General features: G+C 28.4%; 13 protein-coding genes. 11 read left to right on the top strand and 2 right to left on the bottom strand.

Annotation, left to right across the window (positions count from 1 at the left end):
- The first annotated feature begins 8 nt into the window (after positions 1 to 8).
- The 5 genes from P4S50_RS15270 to P4S50_RS15250 all read left to right on the top strand — a co-directional run bounded on the left by P4S50_RS15270 (position 9) and on the right by P4S50_RS15250 (position 8,648).
- Entirely contained in the window at positions 9 to 416 is a 408-nt protein-coding gene (locus P4S50_RS15270; RefSeq protein ID WP_277731677.1) for a (deoxy)nucleoside triphosphate pyrophosphohydrolase, read from the top strand.
- Positions 409 to 3,291 (top strand): DEAD/DEAH box helicase, encoded by a 2,883-nt coding sequence (locus tag P4S50_RS15265; RefSeq protein ID WP_277731676.1) that lies wholly within the window; start codon positions 409 to 411, stop codon positions 3,289 to 3,291. Before P4S50_RS15270 ends, P4S50_RS15265 begins: the two co-directional genes overlap by 8 nt.
- Positions 3,292 to 3,525: 234 nt before the next feature.
- Positions 3,526 to 4,605 (top strand): GerAB/ArcD/ProY family transporter, encoded by a 1,080-nt coding sequence (locus P4S50_RS15260; protein ID WP_277731675.1) that lies wholly within the window; start codon positions 3,526 to 3,528, stop codon positions 4,603 to 4,605.
- 664 nt (positions 4,606 to 5,269) lie between these two features.
- Positions 5,270 to 6,505: a serine/threonine transporter SstT gene (gene sstT, locus P4S50_RS15255; RefSeq protein WP_277731674.1), complete on the top strand. Its 1,236-nt coding sequence runs from the start codon at positions 5,270 to 5,272 to the stop codon at positions 6,503 to 6,505.
- 229 nt (positions 6,506 to 6,734) lie between these two features.
- Entirely contained in the window at positions 6,735 to 8,648 is a 1,914-nt protein-coding gene (locus tag P4S50_RS15250) for a type I restriction-modification system subunit M (RefSeq protein WP_277731673.1), read from the top strand.
- Between the two features lie 8 nt (positions 8,649 to 8,656).
- Here P4S50_RS15250 and P4S50_RS15245 read toward each other — a convergent pair whose 3' ends face one another.
- Positions 8,657 to 9,988, bottom strand: coding sequence for an IS3 family transposase (locus tag P4S50_RS15245; RefSeq protein ID WP_277730718.1), 1,332 nt, complete (start codon positions 9,986 to 9,988; stop codon positions 8,657 to 8,659).
- A 303-nt stretch (positions 9,989 to 10,291) separates the two neighbouring features.
- Between P4S50_RS15245 and P4S50_RS15240 the strand changes: the two genes are divergently transcribed.
- From P4S50_RS15240 to P4S50_RS20290, 4 genes are all read left to right on the top strand, one after another.
- Positions 10,292 to 11,662 (top strand): restriction endonuclease subunit S, encoded by a 1,371-nt coding sequence (locus P4S50_RS15240; RefSeq protein ID WP_277731672.1) that lies wholly within the window; start codon positions 10,292 to 10,294, stop codon positions 11,660 to 11,662.
- A 91-nt stretch (positions 11,663 to 11,753) separates the two neighbouring features.
- Complete coding sequence (locus P4S50_RS15235) at positions 11,754 to 11,975, top strand: YdbC family protein (protein ID WP_277731670.1); 222 nt, start codon at positions 11,754 to 11,756, stop codon at positions 11,973 to 11,975.
- 76 nt (positions 11,976 to 12,051) lie between these two features.
- Complete coding sequence (locus P4S50_RS15230) at positions 12,052 to 12,180, top strand: hypothetical protein (RefSeq protein WP_277731669.1); 129 nt, start codon at positions 12,052 to 12,054, stop codon at positions 12,178 to 12,180.
- Positions 12,181 to 12,194: 14 nt separating this feature from the next.
- Positions 12,195 to 12,437: an iron-containing alcohol dehydrogenase gene (locus tag P4S50_RS20290; protein WP_416390161.1), complete on the top strand. Its 243-nt coding sequence runs from the start codon at positions 12,195 to 12,197 to the stop codon at positions 12,435 to 12,437.
- Between the two features lie 310 nt (positions 12,438 to 12,747).
- On the opposite strand, the gene P4S50_RS15225 is transcribed toward P4S50_RS20290, so the two are convergent.
- Complete coding sequence (locus P4S50_RS15225; protein ID WP_277731668.1) at positions 12,748 to 13,206, bottom strand: hypothetical protein; 459 nt, start codon at positions 13,204 to 13,206, stop codon at positions 12,748 to 12,750.
- Between the two features lie 430 nt (positions 13,207 to 13,636).
- Between P4S50_RS15225 and P4S50_RS15220 the strand changes: the two genes are divergently transcribed.
- Both P4S50_RS15220 and P4S50_RS15215 read left to right on the top strand, forming a co-directional pair.
- Positions 13,637 to 13,942: a DUF5713 family protein gene (locus P4S50_RS15220; RefSeq protein ID WP_277731667.1), complete on the top strand. Its 306-nt coding sequence runs from the start codon at positions 13,637 to 13,639 to the stop codon at positions 13,940 to 13,942.
- A gap of 109 nt (positions 13,943 to 14,051) precedes the next feature.
- Complete coding sequence (locus tag P4S50_RS15215) at positions 14,052 to 15,458, top strand: hypothetical protein (RefSeq protein ID WP_277731666.1); 1,407 nt, start codon at positions 14,052 to 14,054, stop codon at positions 15,456 to 15,458.
- Positions 15,459 to 15,468 lie beyond the last annotated feature (10 nt).

Here is a 15,468-nt window from a genome sequence, read left to right as displayed (position 1 = left end):
AGATAGTTATGAAAAAATATGAAGTAGTTGCGGCTATTATTGTGTATGAGAATCAAATATTATGTATGCAGCGTCCTAAAGGTAAATATGAGTATGTATCTTATAAGTATGAGTTTCCAGGAGGAAAAGTAGAATTAGGAGAATCGAAAGTAGAAGCATTACAAAGAGAACTACAAGAAGAAATGGATATTAATATAACTGTTAAAGATGAAGATTTTTTTATGACAGTAGATCATACTTATCCTGATTTTGAAATAATAATGCATAGTTATATATGTCGTGTAGATAATAAAAAGTTTGTACGAAAAGAACATGTAGATCATAAGTGGTTAAGAGCAGATGAATTAGAAGAGCTTGATTGGGCAGCTGCTGATATTCCTATTGTAAGAAGATTAGAGGAGAAGAACCATGCATAACATAGACGATTTAAAGAATGGTATGTATACAGGGTTTATAGATGATAAAATAGATTCTTTTGAAGAGTATCAACCATCTTTATTAATAAATGATGAAAGTAGAGAGATAAAGGTTTTAACCAGCATAATAGAAGAGTTGAGCTCATGTACAGAATTTTATTTTTCAGTAGCATTTATTACAAATAGTGGAGTAGCTTCACTTATCAATACATTAAAAGATTTGGAAGAACGTAATATAAAAGGTAAAATTGTTACTTCACAATATCAGAACTTCACACAGCCGCAGGCTTTAAAGAGACTAATACAGCTTTCAAATGTAGAAGTTAGAATTGCAACTAAAGGTAATTTTCATGCTAAGGGATATATTTTCAAGAAGCATGAGCACTATAGAGTTATTATAGGAAGTAGTAATTTGACACAAAACGCATTAAGTTATAATAAAGAATGGAATTTAAAAGTATCAGCCTCAGGAAATGGAGGGACTTTAAAGAGCATTTTAGATGAATTTAATGAAAATTTTGAAGCAGCTGAAATAGTTACAGAAGAATGGATTAATGTATATAAGGAGATTTATCAGAGTGAAAGGCAAAAAAGAGCTAGTATAAAAGAGCAAATGGAAGATATTCAAGCTGAAATGATTAAACCTAACAAGATGCAGGGGGAAGCACTTGAAGCTCTTGAAGAATTACGATTAGAGAAGAAAGACAAAGCTTTAGTAATTTCTGCTACTGGTACAGGAAAGACTTATTTATCAGCTTTTGATGTAAAAAAATTCAAACCCAAACGTTTTTTGTTTATTGTACATAGAGAAAATATAGCAAGAGCAGCAAGGAAAAGTTATAAGAGAATATTAGGAAATAGCATTGAAATGGGGGTTTTAAGCGGAAACTCTAAGAATTTTGATGAACCTTATTTATTTTCAACTATTCAAACTTTACATAAGGATGATGTTTTAGAAAAGTTTAAACCAGATCATTTTGATTATATTGTTATTGATGAAGTTCACAGATCGGGTTCAAAGAGCTATGAGAAGATACTTAACCATTTTAAACCTAGATTTTTATTAGGAATGTCAGCTACACCAGAGAGAACTGATGGGTATGATATTTATAAAACCTTTGATTATAATATAGCATATGAGATCCGTTTAAAGAGAGCGCTTCAAGAGGATATATTAAGTCCTTTTCATTATTATGGAATAAGTGAAATAGAAGTAGATGGAGTTGTGCTTGATGATAAAACTGATTTTAACAAATTAGTCAGTGATGAAAGAGTTGAAAGAATTATTGAAAAAGCTAAATTTTATGGATTTGATAATGGAAGGGTAAAAGGCCTTGTTTTTTGCAGCAGTATAAAGGAAGCAAAAGATCTTTCAAATAAATTCAATCAAAGAGGGTATAAAACAATATCTTTAGATGGAAGCAGCAGTGAAAAAGAGCGAGAAGAAGCTATACAAAGATTAGAAAAAAATGAACAAATTGAAGATTATCTGGATTATATTTTTACAGTAGATATTTTTAATGAAGGAGTAGATATACCTTCAGTAAATCAGATTATTATGCTTCGTCCTACTCAATCGTCTATTGTTTTTGTTCAGCAGCTAGGTAGAGGACTAAGAAAAAGTAGTGGCAAAGACTATCTTGTTGTCATTGATTTTATAGGAAATTATGCTAATAACTTTCTTATACCTATAGCTTTGTATGGAGATAAGTCTTACAATAAAGATAATTTGAGAAAATTAATGAACAGTGGAAGTAGCACTATACCCGGTGTTTCTACTATTAACTTCGATTCAATTACAAAGGATAGGATTTTTAAATCTATTGATAATACAAACATGGCAACTAAAAAAGCCCTTGTAGAAGAATATAAATTGTTAAAGTACAAGTTAGGGAAAATACCGACTATGATGGATTTTATTTTACATGGAAGTCGTGATCCAATAGCTTTTATAGATTATTCAAAATCATACTATAACTTTATAGCTGATATAGAAAATATGCGAGATGAGTTGAGTTCTGAAGAAAGATCACACCTTGAATTTTATTCTAAAGAGTTAGGTGGAGCAAAACGTATAGAGGACATTATAATGTTAGAAATGCTGATAGAACATGAATCTTTTAGCATAAGTGAAGTTGAAGAAATTATTAAGGAAAACTATGATTTTTATCCATCAGAGCAAACGATAGAATCTTGTATTAGGCAGCTAAATTGTCAGTTTTTAAAAGAAAAAGATAGAAAAAAATATAAACAGATAAATACTCTTTTAATTGAAGGAACAGATATTAGTATACATGAAGAATTAAAGTATAAATTGAATAATAAAGATTTCAAAGATTACTTGATAGATTTATTAGAATATTGTAGAGATAAATTTAATAAAGCTTATTCAAAAGAAAATTACAATAAGGGTTTTTTACTTTATGGAAAATATTCGAGAAAAGATGTTTGCAAAATACTCAATTGGAAAAGTGACGATTCTTCAACAGTATATGGATATCGCATTAAATATAATACTTGTCCTATTTTTGTTACCTATCATAAAAAAGATGATATTAGTGAAAGTACAAAATATGAGGATGGATTCATAAATAAGCATCAATTTAGTTGGATGACTAGAAGTGGTCTTAACTTAGATTCGAGTGAAGTTAGAGAGATTAAAAATTATAGTAGTACTGGATTAAGAATACTTTTGTTTGTTAAGAAAAGTGATGGAGAAGGCGGAGATTTTTATTATATGGGAGATGTAGAGCCAATAAATTATAAACAAACAACTATTAAAGATAATAATGGAAAAGAAAAAAATATAGTTAATATTAATTATAAGCTTAATAAAGAGGTGGAAGATAAGTTATATAATTACTTGATTAATTAAGATTTGAAAATGATAAAGAAAAAATTAGAAGATGAAGAAGCCTAGTTTTTAAGATATAAAGTATGGAATTGAATAAAATAAAGGGGATACAAGAAAGCTAAGAACTCGAATGAGGACTTAGCTTTTTTGTTCTTAAATATACCATAGCTTTGATTAACTTCACATAATAATATATTTTATTTTGGAAAAACTATAAAACAATTACTATTTTATAATGTTTTGGAGGCTATTATAGTGAATAAAGAAATCATTTCTGACAAACAAGCTATTTGTATTATGCTTATGTACATATGTGGTAATGCCTTGATATCTGCAACTGGAAGAGAAGCACAATCAAATATATGGATGGCTATAATTTTAGCTTTAGGATGTGCTTTTCTCTTAGTATTAATTTATAATAGAATACTTACATTATATCCTAGTAGAGATTTGTTCTATATTCTTGAAAAAAGTTTTGGAAGATTTTTAGGAAAAGCAATTTGCATAATGTATATATGGTATTTTTTTTATTTACTTGTAATAGATCTATTAGATTTTATGACATTTATAAATATAGTTGGACTAAGTAAGACACCAAGGCTGTTGTCAATGATTCTGGCTATGATGTTAACTTCATGGGGTACTAAACAAGGAATAGAAGTTTTAGGAAGGTGGTCGGAGTTTTTTGTTATCATATTATTTTTTTTAGTATATATGATTATACCTTTAGAAGTTTATAACATGGATATAAGAAATTTAAGAACTTTTTTAGATAATGGGATAGCACCTGTTATAAAAGGCGGTTTTTCTGTATTTTCTTTTCCATTTGCAGAAATAGTTATCTTTTTAGCTTTATTTGATTCATTAAAAAATAAGAAATCTCATTGCAGGGTATATATATTAGGATTATTATTTGGAGGAATTATAATATTTTCAACTGCTATAGCAGAGATCTTAGTTTTAGGAGAGAGTATGTACTCTGGTTATTTTTTTCCATCATATTCTTCTGTTTCTGAAATAAATATAAAATCATTTATTAGGGGACTAGAAATTGGAGTTTCTGCTGCATTTTTAATTACAGGATATGTAAAATCAATAGTATGTCTTTCTGCTTGTTGTAAGGGAATATCAAAATTATTTTGTTTTGATGATTATAGATTTATAGTTACTCCTATTGCTATTTGTATTATTCTTGTATCGATTATAAGTTTTGAAAATATTATAGAAATGAATAATTGGAAATTCAATATATATAATTATTATGCTTTTCCATTTCAAGTAATTATACCTATTATCATATGGATTAGAGGTGAAACAATGAAGGCATGGTACTAACCTTATAGATATAAATGTAATAAATGTAAAATTTACTGAAAATTTTATATTGGTTAAAAATAGAAAATATATAAATGTGGTTATGAATTAAATTTATTTTATTGAAAATTCAAATTCTTGTTTACAAAAATTTACATTGGAGATTGTATTAAGTAAGTGTAGAGTACTTCGAAAACATACCTTTTGTATATAATATATATACAAAATAGTGAAATTATGAAATGTAAGAAGAACTAAGCTTATTATAAGAGTATAATCTATATTAAAATGGATTGTAAATTGGTTAGAATAGATAAATATATAATAGGTGAAACGTCTAAAAATGAAGTGTTTGAGTGGATAATAAAATTAATGTTATGTATAAATTTTATTATATAGAGGTTAGGTATATAAAGGCTATAAAAATAACAATTTAGACTATTCTGACAATAAAAAAATATAGAAAAAAGTGTAAAAGAATATATGAAAATGAAAAAAAAATTTGAAATTTATTGTAATAGTCTGAAAACTGTGGTAAGATATCAGTGTAGTCAGAATTTTAGAAGTATTCAATTCGATGAAAAAGGAAAACGTTTACTGTCATTATAAAATTTTCTATTTAAGTTGAATACATTCTTATTTATGACCAAGATATTTTAATAAAGTCATAGGAGGTAAGAATCAAATGGGAAACTTATTAAACTCATGGAATAAAATTAGTTTAGTTAAGAGAATCATTATAGGATTAATTGTCGGAATTATTTTAGCTATGATAGCTCCAGAGGCGGCTCAACCAATTTCTATTTTTGGATCATTATTTGTAGGTGCTTTAAAATCTGTTGCACCAATACTAGTATTTTTCTTAGTAATGGCTGCGATTTCTCAACATAAGAGTGGTCAAAAAACAAATATGAAATCAATCATAGTTCTTTATTTATTTGGAACATTTTTAGCAGGACTTGTTGCTGTTTTAGCAAGTTTTATGTTCCCAGTAACTTTAACACTTGGAGCAGGTGTTGAGAATGTAACTCCTCCAGGAGGCGTTTCAGAGGTATTAAAGGCATTACTTATGAATATAGTTTCAAACCCTATAACTGCACTTTCAAGTGCTAATTACATTGGTATTTTAGCTTGGGCATTACTTCTTGGACTTGCATTAAAAGGTGCACCTGAAACTACTAAAACAATGATTAGTAATTTTGCGGATGCTTTAGGTCAAGTAGTAAGATGGGTAATAAGCTTTGCACCACTTGGTATTATGGGTCTAGTATTTGATACAATTGCTACAAATGGTATTGCATCTTTACTTAACTACGGACAGTTATTAGCTGTACTAGTTGGATGTATGTTCTTTATGGCATTTGTTGTGAATCCAATTATAACATTTGTTGCTATTCGTCAAAATCCATATCCACTTGTATTAAAGTGTTTAAAGGATAGTGGTATTACAGCGTTCTTTACACGTAGTTCAGCTGCTAATATCCCAGTAAACATGTCATTATGTGAAGAATTAGGATTAGATAAAGATACTTACTCAGTATCAATTCCGCTTGGAGCAACTATAAACATGGCGGGTGCAGCAATTACAATATCTGTATTAACACTTGCTGCAGTTAATACTTTAGGTATTAAGGTAGATATGGGTACAGCATTAATATTAAGTATACTTTCAGCTGTAAGTGCTTGTGGAGCATCTGGAGTAGCTGGTGGATCATTACTATTAATTCCTCTTGCATGTAGTTTATTTGGTATTCCAAATGATGTAGCAATGCAAGTAGTTGGAGTAGGTTTCGTTGTAGGAGTTATTCAAGATTCTTGCGAAACTGCACTTAACTCTTCAACAGATGCACTTTTCACTGCTGTTGCTGAATTTGCAGAGTGGAGAAAAGAAGGAAAGCCAATCGTTATTTCTAAAAAATAATAATATGGTGTTTATACACATTAATGGAACCCTCTATAGTAGTTGTGAAACTACTATAGAGGGTTTGTTATTTTGGAGAAAATTTATATAGTTTTTGTATTATTTCACCTAAAATTAACTGCATAGTCTAACAATCACTTAAAAGTCATTATGATATAATTTAAGAAAATATTAAACTATTAATAAAAACAGCAAATAATAGAGGTTGATGATACAAGGAGATGTAAAGATGAAGAATTTTAATGATAAAGTTAATTTTATATGGAAGATAGCGGAACTATTAAGAGGTATATACAAACAAGAAAAATATGGATCTGTAATATTGCCAATGGCAGTATTAAGACGTTTTGATTGTCTACTTAAAAATACTAAACAAGCAGTAGTAGAAAAAGAAAAAAATGTTGATATAGAAGTAATATTAAATAAAACTGCTGGTTATGGTTTTTCTAATAAATCACAGTTTGATTTTGAAAAATTGCTTGAGGACTCAGATAATATAAGAGCTAACTTTGAAAGCTATATACAAGGTTTTTCTGGGAATATAAGAGAAATAATAGAAAACTTCGAATTTGATAAAGAGATTAAAAAACTTGATGATAATAATATATTATTTTTAGTAGTAAAAGAATTTAATAGTATAGATCTTCATCCAGAAGCAGTATCTAATCAAGAAATGGGATATATTTTCGAAGAACTTATTAGAAGGTTTTCAGAAAATGCTGAAGCTGGAGATCACTATACACCACGTGAAGTTATAGAACTTATGGTTAATCTTATTTTCAATGGAGTAGAAGATGAATTAACAACTCCAGGTAGTATTTTTACTGTTGGAGATTTTGCTTGTGGGACAGGTGGAATGCTATCAGTTGCTACAGATTATATTAAGAAGATAAACCCAGATGCACAAGTAGAAGTTTTTGGACAAGAACTAAATAATCAATCATATGCTATTTGTAGATCGGATATTTTGATCAAAGGTCAGAAAGAAAAAAATATAGCGTTTGGGAACTCTTTTACTGAAGATGGACATAAAGATCAAAAAGTAAGATTTGCACTTATGAATCCTCCTTTTGGTGTGGATTGGAAAAAGGATAAAGATTTTATAACTAAAGAAGTTAAAGAGTATGGTTTTAATGGACGTTTTGGTGCAGGAATTCCTAGAACTTCTGATGGATCATTATTATTCTTACAGCATATGATTTCAAAAATGATGGACGATGAAAAAGGCTCTAGAATGGCTATTATATTTAATGGATCACCACTTTTTACAGGGGATGCAGGTTCTGGTGAATCAGAAATAAGAAGATGGGTTATAGAAAATGATTTACTAGAAGGAATTATTGCTCTACCAACAGATTTATTTTATAATACAGGTATTGCAACATATATATGGGTTCTGACAAATAGAAAAAATGAAAAAACTCTTAAAGGAGCAGTTAGAAAAGGAAAGATTCAATTAGTTGATGGCAGTGGCTTTTATCATAAAATGAGAAAATCCTTAGGTTCAAAAAGGAATCAAATAAGTGATACAGACATTAAAGAAATAGCACGTATTTATGGTGAGTTTAAAGAAAATGAATATTGTAAGATATTTGATAATGAAGAATTTGGATATCTTAAAGTTACAATAGAAAGACCACTTAAACTAAACTTTAAAATTTCTAAGGAAAGAATAGAAAATATTTATTCGGAATCAACTTTTTCAAAGCTTTATGATGAAGATAAGGTAGAGGAACTTGAACTGAAAAAAGAAAAGCAAACTATTAAGAAAAAAGAAATTTTAGATCTAGAAAAACAATATGAAGGTAAAAAACTCCAAGAAAAAATTATAAGTACTTTAAAAGAAAATATAAGTGGTGAACTTATAAAAAATAGAGAAACATTTGATAGAAAATTAAAAAATATATTAAAGGATTTAAAACTTACGAATCCCATATATAAAGCAATACTTATGGGACTTTCAGAAAGAGACGAAACAGCAGATTATTGTATGAAAGCTAAGAAAAAAGAAGCGGATACTTCACTTAGAGATACAGAATCAATTGCATTATCTACACCTGTAGAGGAATTTGATATAAACACTGCAAATTATATAAAAAAAGAAAAAGAGAATAAAATGGACCCTTTGTCAAGGACATTATAAAAAAAGGGTTAAGCTGCATTCAAAAGATGATTTCTAAATTGTTTAGGAGTCATCTTTTTTAATCCCCATTGACATCTATAATTATTATAGTAATCCATGTAATTATCAACTTTATTAATTACTTCTTCAAGTGTAGAACATGTTTTGAAATCTACTTCATCCTTCATATGACCAAAGAAGGATTCTTGAGGTGCATTATCCCAGCAGTTACCACGTCTAGACATGGATTGTCCTAGATTATGGCTTTTTAGTAATTTTTGGAATTTAGGGCTTGTATAGTGGACCCCTTGGTCAGAATGGATAAAAGCTTCATCATGTAAATCAGCTTTATGTGTATTAACTAATTTTTTAATTGTAATTGTAGCTATATCTAAAGTAATTCGATCAGATACATGATATGCTAGAATATCGTTACTAGAGCTATCTTTGATAGCTGATAAATATGCCATTTTATTTATCCCGTAAGGGATGTATGTGATATCAGTAAGTAGCACCTTGCCAGGAATACCCTGTTTGAAATTTCTCTGTAGCAGATTAGGTACTACTCTATGTTCTTTTGTCGCTTTGGCTATTCTTCTATACGGATTGGCTTTTCTTATAGGACATACTATACTGTATTTTCGCATAATCCTTTGGATTTTTTTTCTACTGTATATAATACCAAACTCATTTTCTAGTGTCATTTTAATTGATCTAGAACCTTTCTTATAACCTCTATAATTATAAGCCTTTAATATAATATCTCTAGCTTTTAAATCTTCATTCTCCCTTATAGTTCTAGAAGGTGCTGTCTTTAAATAATGATAATAACCTGAACGTGAAACCCCTAAAATTGAGCAGCAATAAGAAACTGTGCCTGAATAATCTTTTTTAGACACAGTCTTTAAAATTAACTCATATACTTCATTATTTGTTAGATTTACGCAGTTGTTTACCAGCCTCCTTTCTGTCACGTCGAGCTTTTTTAGCAATTCTAATTGTTCCTCAAGCAGTTTTATTTTAGCTTCTTGTTTGCTAATAATATCGTCCTTTGAAACTGGAGCATTACTTGGTCTGCCTGAATTCACTCTTCTAGTATCACTTAATCCTATAATTCCATCTTTCTTGTACGCTTTTATCCATCTGGCTGCCGCCTGTTCATAGCGCTTGACACCAAGTATTTCAACGTCAAATCCAGCATCAATGAAAATAGTTCGTGGTGTGCTTCCTCTTAAATACTCCTCAATAAACATTATTTTAAACTCGTCAGAGTATGTTATTGACTTCTCGCTAACGCGCTTTACATAAGGGTTCTTATTTAATCTTTCAATATTGTCTTTTGAAAATGTAATTTTACTCATACTAAAGGCCTCCATATTCAATGATAATTATACACAAAAAAGTACCTATAAACTAGACACTCTTTTTTATGTGTCCAATCTATAGGTACCATTTTAGAACATTTTAAATTATATAGAACGTGAAGTAAAACCTCATATAAATGAGTTTTGGATTGATCACTCAAAAACAAAAATTGGATACGAGATTTCATTCACAAGATATTTCTATAAGTACGAAGAACTTAGACCTTTTAAAGACATTATGCTTGAGATAAATGAATTAGAGAAAGAAATTCAATCAGATATCAAGAAGGTGATTGGATAATGTATCAGATTAAGTATAAAAGTGAAGAGGAAATGAAGGATAGTGGGATTGAGTGGTTAGGAAAGATACCAAACGACTGGAAGGTTGAATCACTTAAAAGAACTCTTAAAGATATTTCTGGAAATGGATTTCCGATAGAAATGCAAGGTAAGAGACGTGGTGAAATACCTTTTTTAAAAGTGAGTGATATAAATTCTAATGAGATTAATGTTAGAAATGCTATAAATTACGTATCATATAGAGATTGCAAATTAAATAATTGGAGCATTATTAATAAAAACTCAATTTTAATGGCTAAAATAGGCGAAGCATTACGAAAAAATCATAGAAAAATAAATAAAGTTGATTGTTTAATTGATAATAATATGCTTGCTTTATCAAATAAAAAAGGAAAATATAAATATTATTATTATTTATTATCAAGTGTTGATATGGATTGGTTTATTAATCCTGGTGCTGTGCCATCAATAAATATGAATAAACTAAGAAATTTCAAAATCCCATGGTGCAATGAATATAAACAACAAAAAATTGCTAACTTCCTAGATACAAAAACAACTCAATTTGATTCAATAATTTTAAAAAAAGAAAAGCTTATTCAAAAGCTTGAAGAAGCTAAAAAGAGTCTCATATCTGAAGTTGTTACTGGTAAGGTAAAAATTGTTGATGGAGAATTGGTACAAAGAAAGCCATCAGAAATGAAGGATAGTGGTATTGAATGGTTGGGAGTTGTACCTAAGGAATGGAAAATAACTAAGTTAAAGTATTTCTGTGATACTATAAAGGGATATGGATTTAATTCAAGTTTATTTTGTGATCATGGACATCCAGTCATCAGAGCTAGTGAAATTAAAAATAATACGATAGTAGAAAATAAAGTATTCATTAATAAAGAAAAAATCGAAAAATACAAACAAGTAAGATTAAAGAAAAATGATATTGTTATGAGTACAGTAGGTAGTACGCCTGATGTTGTGAATTCTGCGGTTGGCCAAATCGCAAAAGTTCCAATTTATTTTGATGGTGCATTATTAAATCAAAATACTGTAATATTTAGAGTGATTAATGATAGCATAGATAACGGATATCTATTTCGAATAGCATGCAGTAACAAATTTAGAAAATACTTGGATTTACATGCTCATGGAACTGCAAACCAAGCTAGTCTTACGCTGAAGGAAGTACTTGAATTTCCAATAGCTGTATCTATAATATCAGAGCAAATAAAAATAAATCAGTATTTAGAAGGAAAAGTGTATGATATTAGTAAAACTATTACAAAAATTAAACTCCAAATCAAAAAATTAAAACAAGCAAAACAATCTCTTATATCAGAAGCAGTAACAGGTAAAATAGATTTTAGAGATTAGAAAGTAAAATGCAGCATATAGATATCAATACATAGTATGAAAAACACAATTGTTTTAGATTAAAATAAATAATATAAAAAGGAGAATTAAAATGGCGAACATAAAATATGAAATAAAAGAGACAGTAGGTACAATATCAGAGAATAACAAAGGTTGGTCTAAAGAGTTAAATTTGATCAGCTGGAACAATAGAGAAGCAAAATATGATTTGAGAGATTGGTCATCAGAACATGAGAAGATGGGAAAGGGCGTTACTTTAACTAAAGATGAATTAATTAAATTAAAAGAAATTCTTAATAGTATGGATATTTAATTTATTATAATAAATTAAATATTAAGGTAGTGGAAAGAAAAATTATTTATGTTCTGCTGATTTTATTGATCAAAGTATGTGTATCTATGATAAAGGAATTAAGTCTGATGGGATCGTAGACACTATTATAAATAGTATAAAAGAAGAAGATATTAAAGTAGTAGAATTTGATGAAGTTACACCTGATCCACCTTCTTCTAAGTAGAGAAAGCAGCTTCTATCGCTAGAGAAGAGAAGATTGATGCAATTGTCGCTATTGGAGGAGGTAGTGTTATTGATACAGCAAAGGGTGTCAACATACTTTTAACAAATCTAGAACCAATTGCACAGTATGAAGGAATAGATGTAGCAGCAAATATAGGTAAAATATTAATTACAATACCTACAACATGTGGAACGGGTAGTGAAGTATCACTAGGTGCTGTTATTACTGATAAAAAAAGTAAAAGAAAGATGCTTTAGAGTATTTAAAAATATCCAGAGGAGAAGAAAAGATTTTATCTGTTTATGATGAAATAGCTTTAACTAGCTCTGATGAGGTTATGTAGATACAAAAATAGATTTTGAATATAGAATTAAGAATAATAATTAAAAATGACGAGTATTGAAATATTAGGTAAGACATTTCAATACTCGTCATTGTAGTTTTAAAGTTGTAAAAAATCTTCTACAAATCAAAATAAACGAGTTTTTATAATGAATTTATTTGTATAAAATTTCCATATGATAATCATCACTTAGGAAATAGATAGATTTATGTTGATATTTTTATCTATCTTAATGCTTGTGTTGCCATATAACCTAGAGTTAAATACATACCAGTTGCCATTAATGTTACTACCAATGATAGAATATATTTCAAAATAACATTCATCGAAGATTTAAAAATAACAGTATTAATGCTGCATGCAATTATTGAAAGGCATGCTCCTAATGCACCTCCTATAAAAATTAAAGGAAGAGACATATAGCACCATACCTGGACATACCATTCTAGAGGTTCTGTCACATGAGTTTCTTCACCATCTACTATTAAGTTAGGTGGTCCAACTAATTTGTTTTTAAATGTAGCAATAACTTCACTTCCATCATCTTTTTTGATTGTCATTTTTCTTTTTTTACCTTTTGGAACAACTTCACCATTGATTAACAGACGAGGACCTCTTAGACCACCTATCTTTACTTGCATGTTTTGTTCTTCAAAACCATCTATCGACACTGAATATACCATTACAAAACCTCCTATTAATATCATAAATTTATAGAGTGAAACTTAATTCAGATAGAATTTTTACTCTAACTGAATTAATACTAATTTATCAGAAAATGTATTTTAATACAAAATAATACAAATTTCATTGCATTCAATTATATTAATGTTTTATATTTTTTTCAACTTATTACGGTTAATATGGTACAAAAGAGCCACTATTAATTTCAAAAAAGGGGACTTAAGAACAATACCTATAATGAATTATTTTGTATAAGTTTCTTATATAATAATTATTTCTCAGGAAATGTATACCTTTATGTTGTGATATTTTGATTCTTATCACATAAGCATGAAAAACGTTTGAAATATTAGACATTATGACTTATTGACGATAAATAACAAATATTATAATCTGTTTCTAAAATGATATTAACTAGGAGGTAGCGTTATGAAATTGTTACAAGATATGTACAATGATAATTATTTTCCAAATAATTTAGTAGATAAGATTAAGGATGAAATTGAAAAAGTAATTAAATTTATAGAGAATGGAAATTCCACTTTAGAAGAATTACAGAATAAATTAGATGAAATGACTGTAGCTATTAATGATCTAGAAGAAGAATTTGAGGAAAATGGAAGTGAATTGGAAACTGTAGCAAGAGAATCGATTGCAGATACTGTATATTTAGTATTAAAAAAATATAAAGTTGATATAGATATAGAAACGGCTATAAGAAAAAGAAACTGGTAAAAAAAGAAGCGTTACTATAATTGACAAACATATGTTCGGATGGTAATATAAAGAAAAATTACTAAAAAGACAAAATAAGACTAATCTATAAAGGGAGGAAATTGTAGATATGATTAACATAAATGAAACATATATAGATTCACTTGCAACTAATGCTAATGCGATAAAAAAGGGGAGACAATTAGCAAATGATGGATCATTTATTAAACTTAATAAATCAGATGATGAGACAATAATTTTTGGAGAATGTAAAGGTAGTGGAAAGAAAAATTATTTATGTTCTGCTGATTTTATTGATCAAAGTAATCCAGTGTTTAGATGTAATTGTCCAAGCAAACAATTTCCTTGCAAACATAATTTAGGACTTATGTATTCTTTTGCAAATGAAAAGGAATTTACAGTAGAAAGTATTCCAGAAGATATTTTAGAAAAAAGAGAGAAAAAAGAAAAAAGAGAAAAAAACAAAGCTGAGAAGAAAAAAACACCTAAAAAGAAAAATAAAACTGCAATAAAAAAGAAAATAAATGCTCAATTAGAGGGAATTGAACTTTTAGATAAGATAGTTAAAAGCATTTTAAAGAAAGGCTTTGGGAATATTTCTAAAGAAGATATAAAAGAATTAAATTCACAAGTTAAAGAAATTGGAAACTACTATATATCGGGATTACAGTCGGAACTTAAAAGACTTACATTATTATTAAGCAATAAAGAGAGAAATAATGAAGTTATTATGAAGCAAATAATGTATTTAAAAGCTCTTAACAAAGAAGGAAAGAAACATTTATTAAATAGATTAGAAGATGAAGATTTGAACCTTGCAGTTGATTCTAATATAGAAGAATTATTAGGACATGCTTGGAAGCTTACAGAATTAGAGGAATTAGGACAGTTTGAAAAAGATGCTAATTTAATTCAACTTTCTTTTACTTCTTTCACAGATGATGCTAGAGGAGAAAACATAGATAAAGGAATATTCATGAACTTAAATACGGGAGATATTCAAACTACATATAATTATAGACCAATTAAAAGAAAATCAGATCCTAAAGGAGAATATCCAGTATCAACATTATTAGAAATTCCTACTTTATACATATATCCTGGAGATTCAAATCCAAGAATTAGATGGGAAGAAATGATTATAAAAGAAGCTAGTGCTAATGATTATGAAAAGGCTTTTAATTATGCTGAAAAATCCTATGATGAAGTTGTAAAAAAAGTAAAAAACTATATTAAAAGCCCATTAAATAAGACTCTTCCTAATGTTTTACTTCATTATTCTAAATTAGGGAAAATAGATGATAATTGGGTGATAGAAGATATAGACGGAAAAAGACTCGTTTTAAAACAAGATTCTGATAGATTAGGCTGCAGCGTATTATATTTACTTAATTCTGATTATATGACAAGTCAAGCTATATTAGTTGAGTTTGATTATGATGTACAAACAAAAAGATTAGAAGCTTATCCACTTAGTATAGTTAATAAAGAAAAAATTGTAAGGTTGACTTATTAGGAGGCATATT

Source organism: Tepidibacter hydrothermalis, from assembly GCF_029542625.1.
GTDB lineage: Bacteria > Bacillota > Clostridia > Peptostreptococcales > Peptostreptococcaceae > Tepidibacter_A > Tepidibacter_A hydrothermalis.
The sequence above is the reverse complement of the archived record's forward strand: the minus strand, read 5'-3'. Positions and strand labels throughout refer to the sequence as shown.